Here is a 22,327-nt window from a genome sequence, read left to right as displayed (position 1 = left end):
ATCTCACCCGGCCGGAGCAGCCGGCACCTGTCGGCGTTGTCGCAGGGCGCGGACGACGATGCCCTGTGATGGGCTCAGCAGGTAGGCAAGCACGAAGACGAGTCCCTGGGTGAGCACGACGCTGCCTCCCGAGGACACGTCGAGGTAGAAGCTGGCGTAGATCCCCACCAGTGCGCACCCCACCGAGATCAGCGGTGCCAGCACGAGCATGCGGCCGAAGCTGTGCGTGAGCAGGTACGCCGACGCGCCGGGAGTGATGAGCATCGCGACGACGAGAATCACTCCGACGGCCTGGAGTGCAACCACGGTGGTCAGCGCCAGCAGGGTCAGCATCACGGCCGAGATCACCGTGGGATTGATTCCGACGGCGCGTGCCTGGGTGCGGTCGAAGGCGAAGAGCGTGAAGTCGCGACGCTTGACGATCATGACGGTCAGCGCGATTCCGCCCAGGACGAACACCTGCACCATGTCGGCCTGCGAGACGCCGAGCAGATTGCCGAACAGGATGTGATTGAGGTCGATCTGGCTGGGAAACTTCGAGATCAGGACGACGCCGAGCGCGAACAAGGTGGTGAAGACGACGCCGATCGCAGCGTCCTCCTTGACGATGGTGGTGTTGCGGACGACTCCGATGGCACCGACCGCGATGAGAGCGAACAACAGCGCTCCGATCGCGAACGGTGCACCGAGCAGATACGACAACGCGACACCGGGCAGAACGGCGTGCGAGACCGCGTCGCCCATCAGAGACCAGCCGATCAGGACGAGCCAACAGCTCAGTACCGCGCACACGATCGAAGCGGTGACGGTCACCAGGAGCGCCCGTTGCATGAAGGTGTACTCGAGTGGGTCCACGAGAAAGTCGATCACGTACACGGTTCAGCTCGCTTCCGAGGTTCGGGCCGGTCGTGGAGTGCCAGCGCCCAGCTCGTCGATCTTCGTCGGATCGATGCCGAATGCCAGAGCGAGGTTCTCGGGGCGAAGTACCTCGACCGGACTGCCGTGCATCAGCACTCGCTGTTGGAGCAGGATCGCCTCGTCGCACAGGTCCGGCAGGGCATGCAGATCATGAGTGGACACGAGCACCGATGCACCGTCTGCTGCCAGTTCGCGCAGCAGCCGGGTAATGGTTGCCTCGGTCTTCTTGTCCACTCCGGCGAAGGGCTCGTCGAGCAACAGCAACGACGCCTCCTGGGCAATGGCGCGGGCCACGAACGCGCGCTTGCGTTGGCCACCCGAGAGCTGGCCGATCTGTCGGTTCGCGAGATCGGCGAGGTCGACGCGCTGCAGGGCCTCGTCGACGGCGCGCCGATCGGCCGCTCGAGGAGTACGGAGAAGATTCTGCTTTCCGTATCGGCCCATCATCACCACGTCCCGCACACTGATCGGAAACGTCCAGTCGACCGATTCCGCCTGGGGCACATAGCTGACAGTGCCTGCCTTGCGCGCCTGGGCGGGGTCGCCGCCGAACACGGTGATCGAGCCGGAGTTGGGCTTGACCACGCCCATGACGGCCTTGAACAGCGTCGACTTGCCCGATCCGTTCATGCCGACCAACCCGCACACCCGCCCTGGTGCGAGCGTGAGGCTGGCATCGACGAGAGCCACGACGTCGCGGTATCGCACGTTGACGGTGTCGACCGTCAGCGCTGCTCCGTTCTCGTGCGGGGCCCTGTCGTGCTGGGTCCCAGTCTTCCGGGTCATTGTTCTCCTACCAGTGCGTCGGCGATCAACCGTGCGTCGTAGCGCAGTAGATCCAGGTATGTGGGTACGGGGCCGGACGCGTCGCTCAGCGAGTCGACGTACAGCTTTCCCCCGAATCGAGCGCCGGTGTCCTCGGCGACCTGCAGCTGCGCCTTGTCCGAGACGGTCGACTCGCAGAACACGGCTGGTACAGCGTTGTCGCGAACGAAATCGATGGTGCGCACCACCTGCTTCGGCGTTCCTTCCTGCTCGGCGTTGACCGGCCACAGGTAGGCCTCCTGCAAGACGAAGTCACGGGCCAGATAACCGAAGGCACCTTCACAGGTGACGAGTGCCCGCTGACGTTCGGGCAGTGCGGAGAGGTCGGCATCGAGTTCGGTACCGACCTCGCGGAGTTGTCCGATGTACGCGACCGCGTTCGCTCGGTAGTCGTCGGTGTTGGCGGGGTCGAGTGCGACGAACGCGTCGGCGATGTTCTGCACGTAGGTCTCGGCGACGACCGGCGACATCCAGGCGTGCGGGTTGGCCTTGCCGGCGTAGGCATCGTCGCGAATGTAGACCGGCTCCACGTCCGCACTCACCACGGCGTGTGGTGCGGGAACACGTTCGACGAACTTCGCGAACCATGATTCGAGTCCGAGTCCGTTGTCCAGGATCAGCTCGGCCTGCTCGGCAGTGCGGAGGTCTCCCGGAGTCGGCTCGTAACCGTGAATCTCCGCACCGGGTTTTGTGATCGATTCCACTCGCAGGTGTTCACCGGCGACGTTCGCGGCCATGTCGGCGAGGACGGTGAACGTCGTCAGTACGAGCGGTCTGCCGTCGTCGAGTGCAGCCCGATCGTCGTCGCCCACGGCGCGGGCACAGCTGGTCGACGCCACGACCAGGAGGCCGGCCACCACCCAGCTCACGACGACGCGTCGAGTGCGAAATCCACTCGAGCGAAGAAAAAAGTTAGGCACACCGAAATATTTACCGTGGGGATACCTTTTTGTCCATACCTGCCATCTGCGACACGCCTGGCCGAGAGTGACCGAGCGGCCGTCGGGCCGTAGGCTTCGCGGTGTGCAGAGATGGCGAGGTCTCGACGATGTACCTGCCGACTGGGGTCGGTGCGTGCTCACGATCGGCGTCTTCGACGGCGTTCATCGCGGACACGCGCAACTGATCGGCCGAGCGGTGGCCGCTGCGAAGAAGCGTGGCGTTCCCAGCGTGCTCATGACGTTCGATCCTCATCCGATGGAAGTCGTGCGGCCGGGGAGCCATCCTGCTCAGTTGACGACCCTGACGAGGCGAGCCGAACTCGCCGAGGAACTGGGAATCGACGTGTTCTGTGTCATGCCGTTCACGCCCGAGTTGATGAAACTCACCCCCGAGCGATACGTCCACGAGATCCTGATCGAACGCCTGCACGTTGCCGAGGTGGTCGTCGGCGAGAACTTCACCTACGGGAAGAAGGCACTCGGTACCGTTCCGATGCTGCGCAAGATCGGCGAACGGTCCGGATTCGCAGTCGACGGAGTCAACCTGCTCGCCGAGCACGCCGTGACGTTCTCCTCGACGTACATCAGATCGTGCGTGGACGCCGGTGACGTCGCTGCAGCCACTGCCGCGCTCGGGCGACCGCACCGCGTCGAGGGTGTCGTTGTGCACGGTGACGGCCGAGGTCGCCAAATGGGTTACCCGACAGCCAATGTCGCGCCGCCCATGTACTCGGCCATTCCCGCCGACGGCGTCTACGCGGCATGGTTCACCGTGCTCGGGCCGGGTCCGATCATGGGGACGGTCACGCCGGGGGAGCGACATCCTGCCGCCGTGTCGGTGGGCACCAATCCCACGTTCTCGGGTCGTACCAGGACTGTCGAGGCGTTCGTGCTCGACGGTGAGGCCGACCTGTACGGGCAGCATGTGGCGGTCGATTTCGTCGAGCGGCTGCGCGGAATGGAGAAATTCGACTCGATGGAAGCGCTCGTGGAGGAAATGGGCCGCGACGCCGATCGTGCCCGCTCCATTCTGGCGGCGAGCACAGCCTGATAGGCTGTCCCCTCGGTGCTCGCTGCGGTCCGCGGCGGCTGTACCGGCTTCGATCCCGCGCGTTCGATCGGCGGGACGCGTTGCTTCCTTTCACGCGGACGTCATTGATCAGGAGTAGTACCAGTGGCATTGACCACCGAACAGAAGAAGGCCGTTCTCGGCGAGTACGGCTTGCACCCCACCGACACGGGCTCGCCCGAGGCGCAGGTTGCAATGCTCACCAAGCGCATCGTCGACTTGACCGAGCACCTCAAGATGCACAAGCACGATCACCACTCCCGCCGCGGCCTGTTGCTGCTGGTCGGACGTCGTCGTCGTCTGCTCAAGTACATCGCCAAGGTCGACGTCACCCGCTACCGCTCGCTCATCGAGCGTCTGGGTCTGCGTCGATAATTCGCATCGACGCGAGGTTGTCACCGATGCACGGTTCGACGCGCCGGTGTACACCGGACTCGCAGCAATAGTGCAGTAGCCAACGAGGCAGTGCTTAGACTGTTCCTCGTTGGCTATCTGTGTTTGTACCGCAAGAACAGTTTCGCCAGCACGAGAAAGCGGATGCACGGCATCCGCACACCGCCGTGTATGCCTGTCACGCCGTGGTGACGGTCTTCGGTAGTGGCCTTTCGGATACGAGATCCGGTGGGCTTCGATCGATGGCCGCCTCCGCGCAGCCGCGTCCCGAGACGAGATCTCGGAGATGGACGGCACAGGTATGCCGCCACAGCCAGGAGGGCTCGTGGTGTGTCCACGCGGGCACGGCAAAGACGAGAGGACGAGAACAGAACACATGTCGGAAACCACAACCTTGGACGTCGAAGAAGGCGTCTACGAAGCCACTGCGATCATCGACAACGGCACGTTCGGCAAGCGGACCATCCGTTTCGAGACCGGACGACTCGCACAGCAGGCCGCGGGCGCAGTCGCCGCGTACCTCGACGAGGACACCATGCTGCTGTCGGCAACGACCGCAGGCAAGCACCCCCGTGAGGGATTCGATTTCTTCCCGTTGACGGTCGACGTCGAAGAGCGCATGTACGCCGCGGGCCGGATCCCCGGATCGTTCTTCCGCCGTGAGGGCCGTCCGTCCACCGACGCCATCCTCACCTGCCGCCTGATCGACCGGCCGCTGCGTCCGACGTTCGTCGACGGACTGCGCAACGAGATCCAGGTCGTCATCACCGTCCTGAGCCTCAACCCCGCCGATCTGTACGACGTCGTCGCGATCAACGCGGCATCGGCCTCGACTCAGATCGCCGGCCTGCCGTTCTCCGGCCCGATCGGTGGCGTTCGCGTCGCACTGATCGACAAGCAGTGGGTCGCCTTCCCGACCAACGAGCAGCTCGAGAAGGCCGTGTTCAACATGGTTGTCGCGGGCCGCATCGTCTCCGGCTCCGGTGCCGACGCAGATGTCGCCATCATGATGGTCGAAGCCGAGGCCACCGAGAACGTCATCGAGCTCATCGAGGGCGGCGCTACCGCACCCAACGAAGCAGTCGTCGCCGAGGGCCTCGAGGCATCGAAGCCCTTCATCGCTGCCCTGTGCACCGCCCAGCAGGAGCTCGCGTCCAAGGCCGCCAAGCCCACCGGCGACTACCCGGTCTTCCCGGCGTACCAGTCGGACGTCTTCGAGGCCGTCGAGAACGCCGCGAAGATCCCGCTGAACGAGGCGCTGACCATTGCGGGCAAGGCCGAGCGCGAGAGCAAGCTCGACGAGGTCAAGGCTCAGGTTCTCACCTCGGTCGGAGACAGCTTCGCCGGCCGCGAGAAGGAGATCGGTGCCGCATTCCGTGCACTGACCAAGAAGTCGGTTCGCCAGCGCATCCTCACCGACCACTTCCGTATCGACGGTCGCGGCATCACCGACATCCGGTCGCTGTCCGCCGAGGTCGCGATCATCCCGCGTACCCACGGATCGGCTCTCTTCGAGCGCGGCGAGACCCAGATCCTTGGCGTCACCACCCTCGACATGGTCAAGATGGCGCAGCAGGTCGACTCGCTCGGGCCCGAGACGTCCAAGCGATACATGCACCATTACAACTTCCCGCCGTACTCCACCGGTGAGACCGGCCGCGTCGGTTCGCCGAAGCGTCGCGAGATCGGTCACGGCGCGCTCGCCGAGCGCGCTCTGCTGCCGGTTCTGCCCAGCCAGGCAGAGTTCCCGTACGCGATCCGCCAGGTCTCCGAGGCACTGAGCTCCAACGGCTCGACCTCGATGGGCTCGGTCTGCGCATCGACCCTGTCGCTGCTCAATGCCGGTGTGCCGCTGCGTGCCCCGGTTGCCGGAATTGCCATGGGCCTGGTGTCCGACGAGGTCGACGGCGAGACCCGTTACGTCGCCCTCACCGATATCCTCGGTGCCGAGGATGCGTTCGGAGACATGGACTTCAAGGTCGCCGGAACCAAGGACTTCGTCACGGCGCTGCAGCTCGACACCAAGCTCGACGGCATCCCCTCCAAGGTGCTCGCCGGCGCGCTGTCGCAGGCCAAGGATGCTCGCACGACGATCCTCGAGGTCATGGCCGAGGCCATCGACACCCCGGACGAGATGAGCCCGTACGCACCTCGCGTCACCGCGATCAAGGTGCCGGTCGACAAGATCGGCGAGGTCATCGGGCCCAAGGGCAAGATGATCAACTCCATCACCGAGCAGACCGGTGCCAACATCTCGATCGAAGATGACGGCACTGTCTACGTCGGTGCAGCGGACGGCCCGTCCGCACAGGCTGCGATCGACATGATCAACGCCATCGCCAACCCGCAGCTGCCGAAGGTCGGCGAGCGATTCCTCGGAACCGTCGTCAAGACAACGGCTTTCGGTGCATTCGTCTCGCTGCTTCCGGGCCGCGACGGGCTGGTGCACATCTCGAAGCTCGGTAACGGCAAGCGCATCAACAAGGTCGAGGACGTCGTGAGCGTCGGATCCAAGTTGCGCGTCGAGATCGCCGATATCGACAACCGCGGCAAGATCAGCCTCGTTCCCGTCGAAGACGACAACGCAGCTGCTCCTGCCGACGCTCCCGAGGCACCCGCCGAGGTCAGCGCTGAGTAAGAAGCAACCGAGCCGAACGGTACGTCCCCTCGGGTCGTACCGTTCGGCCGTTTCGGACAACGTCGCCATCGATGCCGGCGTGCAACGCACGACTCTGCCCGGCGGGCTTCGGGTCGTCACCGAGTTCGTTCCCGGCGTTCGCTCGGCGTCGGTCGGAGTGTGGGTCGGAGTGGGCTCACGCGACGAGCAACCGAGTGTTGCCGGAGCCGCGCACTTCCTCGAACATCTGCTGTTCAAGTCGACGCCGACGCGCAGTGCGCTCGAGATCGCCCAGGTGATGGATGGTGTCGGTGGAGAGCTGAACGCATTCACCTCCAAGGAGAGCACGTGTTTCTATGCGCACGTGCTCGACGAGGACGTGGCACTCGCCATCGATTTGGTCAGCGATGTGGTGCTTCGCGGTCGGTGTAGATCGGCAGATGTGGACGTCGAGCGGCAGGTGGTTCTCGAAGAGATCTCCATGCGCGACGACGATCCCGAGGATCTGCTGGGAGATGCCTTCCTGGAAGCGATGTTCGGTGATCACCCCATCGGACGTCCGATCATCGGATCCGTCGAATCCATCGAATCGATGACCCGTTCCCAACTGCACTCGTTTCACGTTCGCCGCTACACCCCGCAGCGCATGGTCGTGGCGGTCGCAGGCAACGTCGATCACAAGCAGATCGTCTCGCTCGTGCGCCGCGCATTCTCCGGCCATCTGGAGAAGGGTGTGCGGCCGGCCGAAAGGCGCGGTGGCACAGCACGATTGCGCAACGCTCCCACGTTGAGCCTGACCACCCGTGACAGCGAGCAGGCGCATCTGTGCCTGGGTGTGCGGGCGTTCGGTCGACACGAAGGGCATCGCTGGGCGTTGTCCGTGCTCAATTCGGCTGTCGGCGGTGGGCTCAGTTCTCGCCTGTTCCAGGAGATCAGGGAAGAGCGCGGACTGGCTTACTCGGTGTACTCCTCGGTGGACACGTTTGCCGACAGCGGTGCGTTCTCGGTGTACGCGGGATGCCAGCCGGAGAACCTCGGCGAGGTCACCACGGTGATTCGTGAGGTCTTGGCCAAGGTTGCGGCCGAGGGCATCACCGATGCGGAGTGTGCTCGCGCGAAGGGCTCGTTGCGCGGCGGACTGGTTCTGGGCCTGGAAGATTCGGGTTCCCGGATGAACCGTATCGGTCGCAGCGAACTGAACTACGGCAATCACCGCGACATCACCGACACGCTCTCGCGTATCGACAGCGTCGGCAACGACGAGGTACGCGAGGTCGCCGCCGTGCTGCTCGATCGTCCGTTCGGTGCCGCGGTGGTCGGTCCGTACAGGAACGCTCGTCAGTTGCCGGCATCGGTCAGGTCCCTGGTCCGATAGCGTCTGCGATCACGTCGCGCACTGCACAGCGGATCAGGTCCGGTACTGCCGAGCTGTCGGTGATCGGCTCGAATGCTCGGGTGGAGTGCAGCGCGGCTATTCCGTGCACGGAGGTCCACAGTCTCATCGCTGTGAACTGTGGATTCTCCGGCGCGACGGCACCGAGTGTCGAGGTGAGTGCTTCGAAGAGGGGGCGCGATTGTTGCCGCAGATTCTCGCCCGAGCCCACGAGCATGTCGTGTCGAAAGATGAGAGCGAACATCGCCGGGCGCTGCGCTGCGAATTGCACGTACGCGTGCGCCATCGAATCCAGTGCATCTCGGGGTGAATCCGACTGTTGTGCAGCAGAACTCAGCGCGGCCCCGAGGTCGACGAGGCCGACTCGGGCCACGGCCGCGGCGAGTGCGCTCAGCGTCGGAAAGTACCGTCTGGGAGCGCCGTGCGAGACACCGGCCTCGCGAGTGACCGCTCTGATGGTCAACCCTTCCAACCCTTCGCTGTCGAGTAGGCGTACACCCGCGTCGATCAGCCGCGTCCGGAGGTTGTCTGGCACGTAGACATTGTCTACTCTCGGCCGAGAGGTTGTCCAGCCGAGAGGAACGATCGATGTGGTATCTGCTCTTCAAATATGTGTTGATCGGCCCGATTCTCCGAGTTCTCGGACGTCCGTCGGTGGTCGGTGGAGGCAATCTCCCGACGACGGGACCGGTGATCATCGCCGGCAACCACCTCACGGTCGTCGACTCGTTCTTTCTCGTCCTCCTGGTTCGTCGCCGGGTCACGTTCATCGCCAAGAGCGAGTACTTCACCGGCAGGGGCATCAAGGGCGCGGCGCTTCGTTGGTTCTACAGCGCGACTGGTCAGGTTCCCGTCGACCGCCGCGGGCGGATGCTTCTGCTCCAGCGCTCGATGCTGCGAAAAGCATTCTGCGACAACGGAAAGTGTGGGCGGTGTATCCGGAAGGGACGCGATCTCCCGACGGACGGTTGTACAAGGGCAAGACCGGGCTGGCGAGAGTGGCGATCGAGACCGGAGCGCCCGTCGTGCCGGTGGTGATGCACGGGACGCTCGGAGTCAACCCGGTGGGTTCGAGGATGTGGCGGCCGGGAAAGGTGCGCATGGTCGTCGGCGAACCATTGGATTTCACGAGATACGCAGGGGGAGAGAACAGTAGAGCCATTCTGCGGGCTACCACCGATGAGGTGATGGCAGCGCTGGCGACCCTGTCGGGGCAGGAGTACGTGGACGTGTACGCCGCGACGGTCAAGGACGCGGCATGACCTCGGACGCGCAGGCACGTGGCAGAACAGTCCTCGTCACCGGCGTCGGTCGGCGGGAGGGAATCGGTTTCGCCATCACCCGCCGGCTGTTGAAAGGCGAGAGCACCCGCGTCTTTGCGCACTCGTGCGACGGCTACGACGTCACCGAACCCTGGGGAGCCGGTACACCGGGAGCGCAGGAGGTGTTGGCCGAGTTGTCCACTGCCACCGACAGGCTCGGCCACCTCGACATCGATTTCGTCGATCCGGCGGCACCGGCAACCCTGTTCGACGCGGCTGAATCCACGCTCGGCAGCATCGATTCTCTGGTGGTCAACCACGCGCGGTCGCAGCTGGGTGATCTGGGTTCGATGACGGCGGAGTCGCTCGACCGGACGTGGGCGGTGAATGTGCGAGCGTCTCTGCTTCTGGTGCAGGAATTCGCGCGGCGCTACGTCGATCATCCCGACGGTGGTCGCGTCGTACTGTTCACCTCTGGCCAGGACCAGGGGCCCATGCCGACAGAGATTCCCTACGCGGTGAGCAAGGGTGCCATCGCGTCGATCACCCCGACCCTGGCCGATGCGGTGATCGAGCGAGGCATCACGGTCAACACGATCAATCCGGGTCCCACCGATACCGGCTGGGCCAGCGCAGATCTGAACGAATTCGTAGAGCGTCACATGCCGCGCGGTCGGTGGAACTCACCGGAAGAGGCCGCGGCCGTCGTGGCGATGTTGCTCTCGCCCGATTCGGGTTCGATCACCGGTCAGGTCATCGGGGCCGAAGGCGGATTCCGACGCTTCACGCCGTGATGGCGGCCGGTGCGCCGGTTACAGCTTCTTCTTGCCCAGCAACAACTTCCAGGGCACCAAGGCGGATTCGAGCTGGACCGACAGGCTCATCTTGGATTCGCCCTCGCTACGCTCCTCGAACGTGATCGGCACCTCGGCGAGAGTGAGGCCGTGCTTGACGGTCCGGTAGTTCATCTCGACCTGGAACGCGTACCCGTTGCTCTCGACCGACGCCACATCGATGGTGCGCAGGGTGCGCGCGTGCCATGCTTTGAATCCTGCCGTCGCGTCCTTGACGCCGAGTCGCAGGATCGTGTTGACGTAGAAGTTCGCCCATGCCGAGAGCGCTTTGCGGTGCCAGGGCCAATCTGCGGCAACGGCACCGCCGGGAACGTATCGCGATCCGAGAACCACGGCCGCATCGGTGGTGTTCAGCTTGTCGATCATCGCCGGGATCACCTCGGTGGGGTGCGAGAGATCGGCATCCATCTGGATCACGATGTCCGCGCCTTCGTCGAGAGCCCGCGTCATGCCCGCGACGTATGCGCGGCCGAGACCGTTCTTCTCGGTGCGGTGGAGAACACTGATGTCGAGAGGGCCGTCGATGGCCAGTTTGTCGGCGATGTCGCCGGTACCGTCGGGTGAATTGTCGTCGACGACCAGCACGCCGAGCCCTTCCACCTTCAACCCGGCGAGCAACTCGACGAGCTTGGGGAGGTTCTCGCGCTCGTTGTACGTCGGTACAACGACGGTGGTCTTCGGGGCGACTCGTTCCGTACTCACCACCGTATGATCCGTGATCAGGGGTCCCGATCCAAATATCGGACATGATCGGCCGTGTCGGTTCGGCGTTTCAGCCCTCTGTCGATCCCGCGATCGTCCGTCGACGACTTGCGTCGACGAACATTCCGTCGCGCAGAATCGGAACGCAGCCAGTCGAGCCGGTCTCGGCGGCGATCACCACGTCTTCGGGATGCCCCATCGCGTTCAGTTCCTGTCCGGACGCGCATCGCAGCAGCTCGGAGCCCACGCTCTGCTTCACGGCCCGCCACGCCGCTGCTGCCGCCACCGCCTCCGCAGACGCGTCGGCTGCTCCGGAATCGAGAAGTTCGGCGATGACCGCACCCGCACCCCACAGGTCCTCGACTGCGGGACGCAGTGATGCGTCGGGCCACCGTTCACCGGACGCTATGACGGCAATCACGGCGGTCGGGTTCTCGGCACGTATCCACGTCGCGACCGCCGCGGCATTTCTCAACGATGCGCCTATGCACAGCCCGGCCCGGCTCGCGAGTTCGTAGGCGATGGTGGAGCCGTTGGGTGACGGCAACACCAGACGGGCGGGTGGTGGAGTGTTTCGGATACTGGCCGGGCACAGGCTGATCCGGCCCGGTGAGCCTGCCGAACGGCCGACGGCGAGGACCGCGTCGAACTCCTCGGCCAGCTGCGAAGCTCGGTCGTCGCGCCATCGGCACGGAATCACGTCGATACCCGCATCCATCGCCACCGTCAGCGTCGTCGTGAACGACAGGACGTCGACGATCACGGCGATGTCCGCCCCGTCGACGATGGCATCGGCCCCCGAGAGACCCCACTCGAATCTGACTCCGTGCGCGCGCTGGGACAGTCCGGGATCGACAGGCATTGCCGAACGGTAACAAAGCAGGCGACGGTGCTACCTTCGGCGCGTAATCGAGTGGGGGAGGCGAAGATGCAGTTGGAGCTGGATACGAAGGTGATCGTCCTTGCGGCCGGTCTTCTGTTGCTGTGGGCTCTGGGGTTGGGGGTGCTGAAATATCGCCAGATGTCGACCTCGGCGGACGGGACGGCGCATCGATACGTCGACATCGCCCATCGAGCGGCGCTGATGTACTCGTTCGCCGCGCTGGTGCTGGCAGTGCTGGCGCACTTCAGTGCCTGGCCGGTTCCGGTCGATCTGACCGCCGCATCGGTGGTGTTGCTGTTCTTCGTGGGTGCGATCGCCGGATACACCGTGCACGGAGTCCGCCGGGACACCGAGAATCAATTCGTCCAGCCTGTTCCCGGAACGCACGTGTTCATGTACGCGCTGATCGTCGGAGAGATCGGCGGAACGGCGGTGCTCGTCGCCGGGTTCGTCGTCGAGCAGTTCTTCGGGCCGAACTAGGATCCGCCCATGGACAGTCGGGGGATTCCGTCGGTGACGGTGCGCATCGGGTCGGTGCACCGAACGTTCGACGGTGCAGTTCCGGTGACTATCGGCCGAGACGACGGTCATCTGCTGCCGGTGCACGACCCGCTCGTCTCGAGACATCATGCCGAGCTGGTGTGGCGCGGTCGGTGGTCGATCCGAGACACCGGGAGTGCCAACGGAACCTTCGTCGACGGTTCGCCGATCTCCGATGCCCTCGCGGTGTTCGCCCCCGTCGACGTACGCCTCGGTGACCCGCGATCGGGCCCTCTGCTGACCATCGTCCCGAATACCGAACCGCTGGATTCGACGGCGTACGTTCTCGCTCGACCCAACGTGCCGATCACGGTTCCGATGACCGGCGTGACCCTCGGCCGCACCGACGACAACGACGTCGTGGTGTCCGACGTTCTCGTCTCGCGCAGGCACGCCAGGGTGTCGGCGGGGCAGGACGGATTGTGTCTCGAGGATCTCGGCAGCATGAACGGCACGTACGTCGGCGGGCACCGCGTCACCTCGACGCAGCTGCTCGACGGGCAGGTGTTCACGATCGGGAACGTGGATTTTCTCGTCGTCGACCGAGCCATCGTGCCCAGGACGGCCGAAACGACAGGTGACGGTCTCGTTGTGCACGGAGTCGGACTGGTCGTGGGGAGCAACACGACGCTCCTGACCGAGGTCGACCTCGACGCTGCACACGGAACGCTGACCGCGTTGATCGGACCGTCCGGCGCAGGCAAGTCGACGCTGTCCACGGTCGTTTCCGGTGTGATCGCGCCGACCACCGGCTCGGTGATGTTCGACGGTCACGACGTACATGCGGAGTACCCGGCCCTTCGCGGACGCATCGGCATGGTTCCACAGGACGATGTGCTGCACCGACAACTGACCGTGACGCAGGCGCTCACCTACGCGGCCGAGCTTCGCCTCCCACCCGACACCACGGCATCGGACCGGGCCGCTGTCGTCGCGGGTGTCCTCGCCGAGCTGTCTCTGACCGAGCATGCGAACACCCGAATCGACGCCCTGTCCGGTGGGCAGAGGAAACGCGCATCGGTTGCGCTCGAATTGCTCACCGGCCCATCACTGCTCATCCTCGACGAACCGACCTCCGGTCTCGATCCAGCTCTCGATCGTCAGGTCATGGCGATGCTGCGACAGTTGGCCGACGCCGGGCGCGTCGTGATCGTCGTGACTCACTCGGTGACGTACCTCGACATGTGCGACCAGGTGTTGCTTCTCGCGCCAGGTGGGAAGACGGCCTATCGCGGTCCGGCTGGGGAGGTGGGAGAGGCTCTGGGTACTGCGGACTGGGCCGACGCGTTCGCTGCGGTCGCCGCAGATCCGGATTCGGTGTTCGACGCATACAGAGCGCGGCGACCGCGCCGTCCGCAGCCGCCGCCCGCACCGAGAACCGGATCGGTGGACGCGGACCGGACTGGTTCCCCGACGACCTTCCGTCGACAACTCGATACCGTCGCCCGTCGACAGTTGCGTCTCATCGCCGCGGATCGCGGTTACTTTCTCTTCTTGACCGTGCTGCCGGTGCTGCTCGGTGTGCTGGCGCTGGTCGTTCCGGGCAGCAGCGGGTTCGGAGCAGCGGGTCAGGACGCGCCGACCGAACCCGTGCAGATCATGGTGCTGCTGATCGTGGGTGCCTGCTTCATGGGACTGTCGCTGTCGGCGCGTGATCTGGTGGGCGAGCGCACCATATTTCGGCGCGAGCGTGCGGCAGGCCTCGACCCCGGCGCCTACCTGGTGGCGAAGACGGCGGTGTTCGGCGCGGTGGCGGTGATACAGGCGCTGGTCCTGGTGTCACTGGTACTGCTGGGTAAGGGGCGTCCCGAATCCGCGTCGCTACTGCCCGGTTCTTTCGTGCACAGTGGCGCAATCGAATTGACGCTCGTGATCGCAGCCACCACTGCGTGTTCGGCGATACTCGGACTGGCGTTGTCGGCGATGGCGAAATCCGCAGAGCAGGTCATGCCGATGATGGTGGTCACGGTGATGGCGCAACTCGTACTGTGCGGTGGCTTGATTCCGGTGACCGGACGCATCGTGCTCGATCAACTGTCGTGGCTGCTGCCCGCGCGGTGGGGGTTCGCGGCGGGGGCATCGACGGTCGACGTCCGGTCACACGTCCCCTCCGCGCAACAGGACGTGCTGTGGCAACACGAGCCGGCACAGTGGATTCTGAGCATGCTGATGCTGACGATCCTCGGCGGTCTGATGTTCTCCCTGGTGCGGCATCGGCTCCACAGAACCTGACCGGGCGGCTACCGGGGGTCGAGGTAGAGCTCTGCGGTCTCGGTGGCGACCGCAGAGACCGCGGCGGCCAGTTCGGGCTCCAGGTCGAGTGCCCGGGTGAGACCTTCGCCGCGAAGTCCCTGTGACCGAAGGAGCTCCCAGGCCTGTTCGACGAGCCGAACCGAGGTGGGATGATCCAATTCGGGGCGGTTGGACCGTAGTGCTGTCGCAGCCCAATCTGCGTCGAACGTCCCGTTGGGAGGACCGAACACACGCTCACCGGACGAATAGCTTTTCGGCTCCATGCTCCGACGCTAGCAGGATCGACCGTCGGCGCGATCGTGACCGAATCGCGTCGAAGCACCACTACCGAACCGAACGGTTTCTTCGGTACGGTACGTCGATGCACGAAGGTCACCGCAGCGAGCCGGCCGCGTCCTTGGCGGCCTGCTCACTGCTGGTCGCCCTACTTGCGGGCTGCTCCGGCGGTGACGTGACACCTCGAGTGGACGAGGTCTCGGCAAGCACGAACTACACCACGATCACGGGTTCTCTTGTGGTCGGAGATCCGTTCGCTGTTCCGGGTCCCACCGCAGCGCCAACGGCCGTGATTCCCTACGTCGACGAGCTTCCTCCGAGTCTCGAAGGTGCCCGTTACCCGGGAATGTCGCCGGTCGGTGTCACCGATGTCGTGTTCGTTGGGGCTTCGGCCGTCGAATATCGGCTGGAAGGCAACGGTCCGGTGTCGTACACCGTGAGGTACGTCGACGAGGCGGTGCGGTACGGCACGAGTGAACCCGTCGCGGTGCCCGGGAAATCGATAGTGCAGGTCGACCTGTCGGGCACGTCGACGGAATCCGATGACAGCGTGGCGGCTTATGCCGGGCCGGAACGAATTCGCAACGATGCAGGTTCCGCCGTGGTCTCGGTCGACTTTCTGGCCGATCCCGGCGGAATCTCGCAGTCGTTCATCGGTGTGGGTACCGATCGACCCGAGTTCACGGTGACCACCACGGAAAATCCCGCCGCGGTGGTCGTCACCATCGCATCCTGATCGACACTGTGAACGTCGAATGCACTTCCGCCCTGGCTGTTTCGGCCCCTCCTCGTCGGCCGCGCGGTAGCATCGCCGGTGTGTCCGACGCCACTGATCGACCAGCTCGTGTGCGGGTGCTCGTCTACAGCAGCAACGCCGAGACTCGCGCTCAGGTGAAGTCTGCAGTGGGAACTCGACCGGATCCGGCGCTTGGCGAGATCGACTACGTGGACGTCGCTACGGCGGCCGTCGTCATCGAGCACTTGGATGCGGGCGGAGTCGACTTGGCCGTCCTCGACGGTGAGTCCTCGCCCGTCGGGGGCCTCGGCCTGGCGAAGCAGCTCAAGGACGAGATCGACCCGTGCCCGCCGGTGCTGGTTCTCATCGGACGCCCCGACGACAGGTGGTTGGCAGACTGGTCACGCGCCGAGGCCGCCGTTCCCCACCCCTTGGATCCGATCCGGCTGGGACGGGCAGTGGTCGATCTGCTGAGGCAGCGCTCGGTACGCGTCGATGCTTCGGTCTCTCGATCGCGGTAGGTCAGACCGTCTTTTCCGATGCGGGCACCGTCAGCACGAACCGGTGGATCGAGCCGGCTATGACCGCTCCGAGCACGGGAAACACCACGAACACCCACAGTTGTGACAGGGCAGGACCGCCGGCGACGAGGGCTGGGCCGAAGGACCGAGCAGGGTTGACCGAGGTCGAATCGATTCCGATGCCAAGCAGGTGGACCACGGTCAGGGTCAGGCCGATCGGGATGCCGGCCGCCACGACGGGGTGAACGGTGGGGGCCGTGGTGGCCAGTACGACGAGGACGAGTAGGCCGGTCGCGATCGTCTCGAACACCGCTACCGACGCCAGCCCGTATTCTCCGGGCGAGGAGGTGCCGAATCCATTGGTGCCCAGACCGTCCGACGACATGTCGTATCCGGGACGGCCGGACGCGACCACCAGCACGATCAGCGCGCCGATCACTGCACCGACCGCCTGGGCGGCGATGTAGAACACAGCCTTGATCGGGGTGATGGCGCGAGCTATCAGGGCTCCGATCGTCACGGCCGGGTTGATGTGGCAGCCGGAGATCGGGCCGATCGCGTAGACGAGGGCGAGCAAGGTGAGCCCGAACGCCAGTGCGATGCCAGGGGTCCCGACGGTGTCTCCGGCGATGACGGCAGTGCCGACACCGAAAATGACCAGCAGGGCAGTGCCGAGTCCCTCCGCGGCGAGCGCTGAGATGGAAATCGACTTCATCGTGTCTCCTTCGTGATGCCGGCAGCCCGGGTCGGGCGGCCGGAAATGTTCGGAGATTGGTCGTCATCCGCTGCATGGACCGCATGTGGCGGCAGAGTGATATGGATCACATCGAAGAAGGAGGTCCGAGGGCGGGTGACCCATGCGCGTCAACGGTTTACGAAACTCGACTGCTCGAAATCCCGCGAGATCCGTACCGAACCCATACTGTGTGTTTCAGGTCACATTGGTACGGTCGTCGCATTTACCTCGCGTCGGCGCGGACGTCGATCGAGGGAGCGGATGCCCGAATGAACGCCTACGTTCCGATTCTCGTTCTCGGTGTCATTGCGATCGCTTTCGCGGTGTTCTCGGTGATGGTCGGCACCATGGTGGGGCCCGCGCGATACAACCGCGCCAAATTCGACGCCTACGAATGCGGTATCGAGCCGACGATGCATGCGCCTACGGGCCAACGATTTCCGGTGAAGTTCTACCTGACCGCGATGCTGTTCATCATCTTCGACATCGAGATCGTCTTCCTCTATCCGTGGGCGGTCCACCTCGACGTGTTGGGAGCATTCGGGCTCGTCGCCATGGCGCTGTTCGTCGTCAACGTGTCGGTCGCCTACGTCTACGAGTGGCGGCGAGGCGGACTCGGTTGGGACTGATTCGACGAAGAACGGTGCTTGTTCTCAATTCTGCGAAAGCGAAAGAGCGTGATCGATGGGACTCGAAGAGAAGCTACCCAGTGGATTTCTGCTGACCACCGTCGAAGGGTTGGCCGGATACGCCCGTAAGGGTTCGCTGTGGCCGGCCACATTCGGTCTCGCGTGCTGCGCGATCGAAATGATGGCCACTACGTCCGGTCGGTTCGACCTCGCCCGATTCGGTATGGAAGCGTTTCGCGCGTCTCCGCGCCAAGCGGATCTGATGATCGTGGCGGGGCGCGTCAGCCAGAAGATGGGTCCGGTGCTGCGGCAGGTGTACGACCAGATGGCCGAACCCAAATGGGTGCTGGCCATGGGGGTCTGCGCGTCCTCGGGCGGAATGTTCAACAATTACGCGGTGGTCCAAGGCGTCGACCACATCGTTCCCGTCGACATCTATCTGCCGGGTTGCCCGCCGCGGCCGGAGATGTTGCTCAACGCAATCCTGGAGCTGCACAAGAAGATTCAGGAAATGCCGCTCGGCGTGAATCGCGAGCAGGTGCGCGCGGCAGCCGAAGCCGCGGCGCTGTCGTCCACCCCGACGATCGATCTCAAAGGACTGCTGCGATGACCGCGCACGGACCCCGCGGGATGTTCGGTGTCCAGGGCACCGGTGACACATCCGGTTACGGCCGACTACAGCCTCCGGTGGCAGCGATCGACACCGCCGTGCGTCCCTACGGCGGCTACTTCGATGCAGTGGTCGACCGGCTGGCCGCAGTTCTCGAAGCCGGTGCTGTGTCGTACGAGGACGCCGTCGAACGCGTGGTGATCCATCGGGGCGAGTTGACGTTGCATCTCACGCGGCAGCTTGTTCCCGTGGTGGCCCGGACGCTGCGTGACGACGAGGAGCTGCGATTCGAGTTGTGTACGGGCGCATCGGGTGTGCATTACCCGGATCAGGTCGGCCGCGAATTGCATGTGGTCTATCACCTCGTCTCCATCACACACGGACGTCGCCTGCGACTCGAAGTCGCCGTGCCCGATGCAGATCCGCACACGCCCTCGCTCTGCGGGGTGTATCCCACCAACGACTGGCACGAACGCGAGGTCTACGACTTCTTCGGCATCGTGTTCGACGGTCACCCTGCACTGACGCGTATCGAGATGCCCGACGACTGGGTCGGTCACCCGCAACGCAAGGACTATCCGCTGGGCGGAATTCCCATCGAGTACAAGGGCGCTCGGGTCGCGCCCCCGAACGAGCGCAGGTCGTACAACTGATGAGCGCAACAGACGAAACCATCTACGCGGTATCGGGCCAGGACTGGGACGACGTCGTCGAACTGGCGCGCGGGTCCGGCACCGAACGGATCGTGGTGAACATGGGTCCGCAACACCCGTCCACCCACGGGGTACTGCGGTTGATTCTCGAGATCGAGGGCGAGACCGTCACCGAGGCTCGATGCGGGATCGGCTACCTGCACACCGGAATCGAGAAGAACCTCGAGTATCGCAATTGGACCCAGGGCGTCACGTTCGTCACCCGTATGGATTACCTGTCGCCGTTCTTCAACGAGACGGCGTACTGCCTCGGCGTGGAAAAGCTGCTCGACATCACCGATGACATTCCCGAGCGCGCGACGGTGATCCGGGTGATGCTGATGGAGCTGAATCGAATTTCGTCCCACTTGGTTGCATTGGCAACGGGCGGAATGGAATTGGGTGCGGTAACAGCGATGCTGTTCGGCTTCCGCGAGCGAGAACTGATCCTCGACGTCTTCGAGGCCATCACCGGGCTCCGGATGAATCACGCCTACATCCGTCCGGGAGGGCTGTCTCAGGATCTCCCGGACGATGCGATCGAGAAGGTGCGCGAGCTTCTCCGGGTGCTGCCCGGACGCCTTCGAGATCTCGAACTCATGCTCAACGACAACCCGATCTGGAAGGCCAGAACCGAGAACGTCGGCTACCTGGACCTCACCGGATGCATGGCCCTCGGCGTCACCGGCCCGGTGCTTCGATCGACCGGACTGCCCTACGATCTGCGCCGCGCCGATCCCTACTGCGGATACGACAGCTACGAGTTCGACGTGGTGACCGACACCGGAAGCGACTGTTACGGGCGCTATCTGATCCGGGTCGAGGAGATGAAGGAGTCACTCAAGATCGTCGAACAGACCCTCGATCGCCTCCGTCCGGGTCCCGTCGTCATCGACGACAAGAAGATCGCCTGGCCTGCCGATCTGGTGTCGGGACCCGATGGCCTCGGCAACTCGCAGGATCACGTGCGCACCATCATGAACACCTCGATGGAATCACTGATCCACCACTTCAAACTGGTGACCGAGGGGATGCGAGTCCCGGCCGGGCAGGTGCTGTCGTCGGTGGAGTCACCTCGCGGTGAGCTGGGCGTCCACATCGTCAGCGACGGCGGGACACGGCCGTACCGAGTGCATTTCAGAGACCCTTCCTTCACCAATCTGCAGGCAGTGGCCGCGATGTGCGAGGGCGGCATGATCTCCGACGTCATAGCCGCGGTCGCCAGTATCGACCCGGTGATGGGTGGGGTGGACCGATGACCGCGCAGCCGCACCCGGAGCCGGTGCTGATTCAACTCGGAGCCCGCCCGGACGAGGCGGTGCAACTGGCCGGGCGCGGTGCACGAACGTCGTATGCCCCCGAGGTGCTCGCCCGGCTGCACGCCGACGCCGCCATCGTTGTCGCGCGCTATCCGCAGGCCAGATCGGCACTGCTGCCGTTGTTGCACCTCGTGCAATCCGAGGATGGCTTCCTCACCCCCGCAGGAATCGAATTCTGTTCCGACGTACTCGAACTCACCGGTGCGGAGGTCACTGCCGTCGCAACGTTCTATTCGATGTACCGCCGCGAGCCCACGGGGACGTACCGCGTCGGCGTGTGCACCAATACCCTGTGCGCCGTCATGGGCGGCGACGCCATCATGGACACCCTGCGCGACCACCTCGACATCGAGCATGGCGAGACGACCGCCGACGGCACCATCACTCTCGAACACATCGAATGCAACGCCGCGTGCGACTACGCACCGGTGATGATGGTCAATTGGGAGTTCTTCGACAACAGCACCCCGTCTTCTGCGCGGGATCTGGTCGATGCACTTCGATCCGGTGCCCAGGTCACCCCGACGCGTGGAACGCCACTGTGCACGTTTCGTGAGACCGAACGAATTCTCGCCGGATTTCCCGATGACCGCCCCGAGGCGGTCGAATCATCCGGTGGCGCAGGCGAAGCCACTCTCACCGGTCTGCGCTACGCCCGAGAGCACGCGATGTCTGCTCCCGAGGTCGCATCGAACCCGGACGACGGGCACCCCGATGTCGAGACCCCCGATGTCGGAGCCGAAGCAGTAGCGGAGACGGTGCGAGACAAGCCTGCGCCGGCGCCCTCGGCCACCGTGCCACCACAGCCGAACACCACCGAGACCGATCCATCGACGAAGGGGGAGTGACATGGCCCTGACGCCGGTCTTGAGCGAGTTCTGGGACGAGAAGGACTCGTGGACTCTCGACACCTACCGAAGTCACGACGGGTACGCGGGGCTCGAGAAGGCCCTCGCGATGGACCCCGACGACCTCATCGCCTTCGTCAAGGAATCCGGCCTGCGTGGCAGGGGTGGTGCGGGCTTTCCTACCGGAACGAAGTGGAGCTTCATACCCCAGAACGACGGCAAAGAGCACTATCTGGTGGTCAATGCCGACGAGTCCGAGCCGGGTACCTGCAAGGACATGCCGCTGCTGATGGCGAGTCCGCATACGCTGATCGAGGGAATCGTGATCGCCGCGTACGCAATTCGTGCATCCCACGCCTTCGTGTACGTCCGAGGTGAAGTGGTGCCGGTGCTGCGCAGGCTGCAGGCCGCGGTCGCCGAGGCCTACGCGGCGGGCTATCTGGGAAAGGGCGTTCTCGGATCGAGTTTCGACCTCGAGTTGGTGATCCACGCCGGAGCCGGTGCGTACATCTGCGGAGAGGAGACAGCCCTGCTGGATTCGTTGGAGGGTCGGCGGGGGCAACCTCGGCTGCGGCCACCGTTCCCCGCAGTGGCGGGCCTGTACGCGCGCCCGACCGTGGTGAACAACGTCGAATCGATCGCCAGCGTTCCAGTGATCCTGCGCAAGGGAATCGAGTGGTTCCGGTCGATGGGCAGCGAGAAGTCGCCCGGTTTCACGCTGTATTCCATCTCTGGCCACGTCTGCCGTCCGGGCCAGTACGAGGCACCGCTGGGAATCACGCTGCGGGAGTTGCTCGGCTACGCGGGCGGGATCAGACCGGGACACGAACTGAAGTTCTGGACGCCGGGAGGATCCTCGACACCGATGTTCACCGGCGACCATCTCGATGTCCCACTCGACTACGAGGGCGTCGGTGCCGCCGGATCGATGTTGGGTACCAAGGCACTGCAGATCTTCGACGACACGACATGTGTGGTGCGAGCGGTGTTGCGGTGGACCGAGTTCTACGCACACGAATCCTGCGGCAAATGCACACCGTGCCGGGAGGGGACCTACTGGCTGGTGCAGATCCTCAGGCGCCTCGACGGTGGTACCGGTACCGAGGGTGACCTGGCCACTCTGCTCGACATCGCGGACGGCATCGCCGGAAAGTCTTTCTGCGCGTTGGGAGACGGTGCCGCCAGCCCCATCGTGTCCTCACTGAAGTACTTCCGCGACGAGTACATCCGTCACGTCACCGAGCAGGGATGCCCATTCGACCCGCACCGATCGACCCTGATGGCAGAGGAGCTGACGTCATGACTGCACC

At 64.5% G+C, this 22,327-nt stretch carries 23 protein-coding genes and 1 pseudogene; 16 read left to right on the top strand and 8 right to left on the bottom strand.

Annotated elements, in window-relative coordinates:
• Positions 1 to 3: 3 nt before the first annotated feature.
• The 3 genes from BH93_RS15365 to BH93_RS15355 are packed head-to-tail and all read right to left on the bottom strand — an operon-like array spanning position 4 to position 2,612.
• Entirely contained in the window at positions 4 to 876 is an 873-nt protein-coding gene (locus BH93_RS15365) for a metal ABC transporter permease (protein ID WP_037173976.1), read from the bottom strand.
• 3 nt (positions 877 to 879) lie between these two features.
• Positions 880 to 1,704 (bottom strand): metal ABC transporter ATP-binding protein, encoded by an 825-nt coding sequence (locus tag BH93_RS15360; protein ID WP_052065106.1) that lies wholly within the window; start codon positions 1,702 to 1,704, stop codon positions 880 to 882.
• Positions 1,701 to 2,612, bottom strand: a complete 912-nt coding sequence (locus BH93_RS15355) for a metal ABC transporter substrate-binding protein (protein WP_037173975.1) — start codon at positions 2,610 to 2,612, stop codon at positions 1,701 to 1,703. Before BH93_RS15355 ends, BH93_RS15360 begins: the two co-directional genes overlap by 4 nt.
• 154 nt (positions 2,613 to 2,766) lie before the next feature.
• On the opposite strand from BH93_RS15355, the gene BH93_RS15350 reads away from it, so the two are divergent.
• The 4 genes from BH93_RS15350 to BH93_RS15335 all read left to right on the top strand — a co-directional run bounded on the left by BH93_RS15350 (position 2,767) and on the right by BH93_RS15335 (position 8,138).
• On the top strand, positions 2,767 to 3,735 hold the full coding sequence (locus BH93_RS15350) for a bifunctional riboflavin kinase/FAD synthetase (protein ID WP_176457617.1): 969 nt from the start codon (positions 2,767 to 2,769) through the stop codon (positions 3,733 to 3,735).
• Positions 3,736 to 3,858: 123 nt separating this feature from the next.
• Positions 3,859 to 4,128, top strand: coding sequence for a 30S ribosomal protein S15 (gene rpsO / locus BH93_RS15345; RefSeq protein WP_027496764.1), 270 nt, complete (start codon positions 3,859 to 3,861; stop codon positions 4,126 to 4,128).
• Positions 4,129 to 4,522: 394 nt separating this feature from the next.
• Positions 4,523 to 6,784, top strand: a complete 2,262-nt coding sequence (locus BH93_RS15340; RefSeq protein WP_032377091.1) for a polyribonucleotide nucleotidyltransferase — start codon at positions 4,523 to 4,525, stop codon at positions 6,782 to 6,784.
• 67 nt (positions 6,785 to 6,851) lie between these two features.
• The gene (locus BH93_RS15335; RefSeq protein WP_052065105.1) at positions 6,852 to 8,138 is read left to right on the top strand and encodes a M16 family metallopeptidase; all 1,287 of its coding nucleotides are present in this window, start codon (positions 6,852 to 6,854) and stop codon (positions 8,136 to 8,138) included.
• Here BH93_RS15335 and BH93_RS15330 read toward each other — a convergent pair.
• Positions 8,119 to 8,691, bottom strand: coding sequence for a TetR/AcrR family transcriptional regulator (locus tag BH93_RS15330; protein WP_037173974.1), 573 nt, complete (start codon positions 8,689 to 8,691; stop codon positions 8,119 to 8,121). The genes BH93_RS15335 and BH93_RS15330 overlap by 20 nt on opposite strands.
• 53 nt (positions 8,692 to 8,744) lie before the next feature.
• On the opposite strand from BH93_RS15330, the pseudogene BH93_RS15325 reads away from it, so the two are divergent.
• Positions 8,745 to 9,418, top strand: a pseudogene (locus BH93_RS15325) (lysophospholipid acyltransferase family protein).
• Complete coding sequence (locus tag BH93_RS15320; protein ID WP_037173973.1) at positions 9,415 to 10,212, top strand: SDR family oxidoreductase; 798 nt, start codon at positions 9,415 to 9,417, stop codon at positions 10,210 to 10,212. The pseudogene BH93_RS15325 and the gene BH93_RS15320 overlap by 4 nt, the downstream one beginning before the upstream one ends.
• 18 nt (positions 10,213 to 10,230) lie before the next feature.
• On the opposite strand, the gene BH93_RS15315 is transcribed toward BH93_RS15320, so the two are convergent.
• Together BH93_RS15315 and BH93_RS15310 are read right to left on the bottom strand one after the other, a co-directional pair.
• Positions 10,231 to 10,974, bottom strand: a complete 744-nt coding sequence (locus tag BH93_RS15315) for a polyprenol monophosphomannose synthase (RefSeq protein ID WP_032403616.1) — start codon at positions 10,972 to 10,974, stop codon at positions 10,231 to 10,233.
• Positions 10,975 to 11,044: 70 nt separating this feature from the next.
• A complete protein-coding gene (locus tag BH93_RS15310; protein ID WP_037173972.1) occupies positions 11,045 to 11,836 on the bottom strand; it encodes a 2-phosphosulfolactate phosphatase in 792 nt (263 codons plus the stop codon).
• 66 nt (positions 11,837 to 11,902) lie between these two features.
• Here BH93_RS15310 and BH93_RS15305 point away from each other — a divergent pair, with 66 nt between their 5' ends.
• Together BH93_RS15305 and BH93_RS15300 are read left to right on the top strand one after the other, a co-directional pair.
• Positions 11,903 to 12,337, top strand: coding sequence for a hypothetical protein (locus BH93_RS15305; RefSeq protein ID WP_032377095.1), 435 nt, complete (start codon positions 11,903 to 11,905; stop codon positions 12,335 to 12,337).
• 9 nt (positions 12,338 to 12,346) lie between these two features.
• Positions 12,347 to 14,629, top strand: coding sequence for an FHA domain-containing protein (locus tag BH93_RS15300; RefSeq protein WP_037173970.1), 2,283 nt, complete (start codon positions 12,347 to 12,349; stop codon positions 14,627 to 14,629).
• A gap of 8 nt (positions 14,630 to 14,637) precedes the next feature.
• Here the strand turns inward: BH93_RS15300 and BH93_RS15295 are convergent, their stop codons facing one another.
• Entirely contained in the window at positions 14,638 to 14,913 is a 276-nt protein-coding gene (locus BH93_RS15295; protein ID WP_032377097.1) for a hypothetical protein, read from the bottom strand.
• Positions 14,914 to 15,011: 98 nt separating this feature from the next.
• On the opposite strand from BH93_RS15295, the gene BH93_RS15290 reads away from it, so the two are divergent.
• Both BH93_RS15290 and BH93_RS15285 read left to right on the top strand, forming a co-directional pair.
• Positions 15,012 to 15,662, top strand: a complete 651-nt coding sequence (locus tag BH93_RS15290; protein WP_052065104.1) for an AMIN-like domain-containing (lipo)protein — start codon at positions 15,012 to 15,014, stop codon at positions 15,660 to 15,662.
• Positions 15,663 to 15,742: 80 nt separating this feature from the next.
• Positions 15,743 to 16,183 (top strand): chemotaxis protein CheY, encoded by a 441-nt coding sequence (locus tag BH93_RS15285; protein ID WP_037174388.1) that lies wholly within the window; start codon positions 15,743 to 15,745, stop codon positions 16,181 to 16,183.
• A 1-nt stretch (position 16,184) separates the two neighbouring features.
• Here the strand turns inward: BH93_RS15285 and BH93_RS15280 are convergent, their stop codons facing one another.
• The gene (locus tag BH93_RS15280; RefSeq protein WP_037173968.1) at positions 16,185 to 16,898 is read right to left on the bottom strand and encodes an aquaporin; all 714 of its coding nucleotides are present in this window, start codon (positions 16,896 to 16,898) and stop codon (positions 16,185 to 16,187) included.
• A 290-nt stretch (positions 16,899 to 17,188) separates the two neighbouring features.
• Here BH93_RS15280 and BH93_RS15275 point away from each other — a divergent pair, with 290 nt between their 5' ends.
• From BH93_RS15275 to nuoF, 6 genes are read left to right on the top strand one after another with little or no spacing between them, the layout of a single operon-like run.
• Complete coding sequence (locus BH93_RS15275) at positions 17,189 to 17,548, top strand: NADH-quinone oxidoreductase subunit A (RefSeq protein WP_037173967.1); 360 nt, start codon at positions 17,189 to 17,191, stop codon at positions 17,546 to 17,548.
• A gap of 55 nt (positions 17,549 to 17,603) precedes the next feature.
• The gene (locus BH93_RS15270; RefSeq protein ID WP_037173966.1) at positions 17,604 to 18,158 is read left to right on the top strand and encodes a NuoB/complex I 20 kDa subunit family protein; all 555 of its coding nucleotides are present in this window, start codon (positions 17,604 to 17,606) and stop codon (positions 18,156 to 18,158) included.
• Positions 18,155 to 18,811, top strand: a complete 657-nt coding sequence (locus BH93_RS15265) for an NADH-quinone oxidoreductase subunit C (RefSeq protein ID WP_037173965.1) — start codon at positions 18,155 to 18,157, stop codon at positions 18,809 to 18,811. The genes BH93_RS15270 and BH93_RS15265 overlap by 4 nt, the downstream gene beginning before the upstream one ends.
• A complete protein-coding gene (gene nuoD / locus BH93_RS15260; protein WP_032377103.1) occupies positions 18,811 to 20,109 on the top strand; it encodes an NADH dehydrogenase (quinone) subunit D in 1,299 nt (432 codons plus the stop codon). The genes BH93_RS15265 and nuoD overlap by 1 nt, the downstream gene beginning before the upstream one ends.
• Entirely contained in the window at positions 20,106 to 21,017 is a 912-nt protein-coding gene (nuoE, locus tag BH93_RS15255) for an NADH-quinone oxidoreductase subunit NuoE (protein ID WP_037173964.1), read from the top strand. Before nuoD ends, nuoE begins: the two co-directional genes overlap by 4 nt.
• Position 21,018: 1 nt before the next feature.
• Positions 21,019 to 22,320: an NADH-quinone oxidoreductase subunit NuoF gene (gene nuoF, locus BH93_RS15250; RefSeq protein WP_032377105.1), complete on the top strand. Its 1,302-nt coding sequence runs from the start codon at positions 21,019 to 21,021 to the stop codon at positions 22,318 to 22,320.
• Positions 22,321 to 22,327: the final 7 nt, after the last annotated feature.

The organism is Rhodococcoides fascians A25f (genome assembly GCF_000760935.2).
GTDB lineage: Bacteria > Actinomycetota > Actinomycetes > Mycobacteriales > Mycobacteriaceae > Rhodococcoides.
The sequence above is the reverse complement of the archived record's forward strand: the minus strand, read 5'-3'. Positions and strand labels throughout refer to the sequence as shown.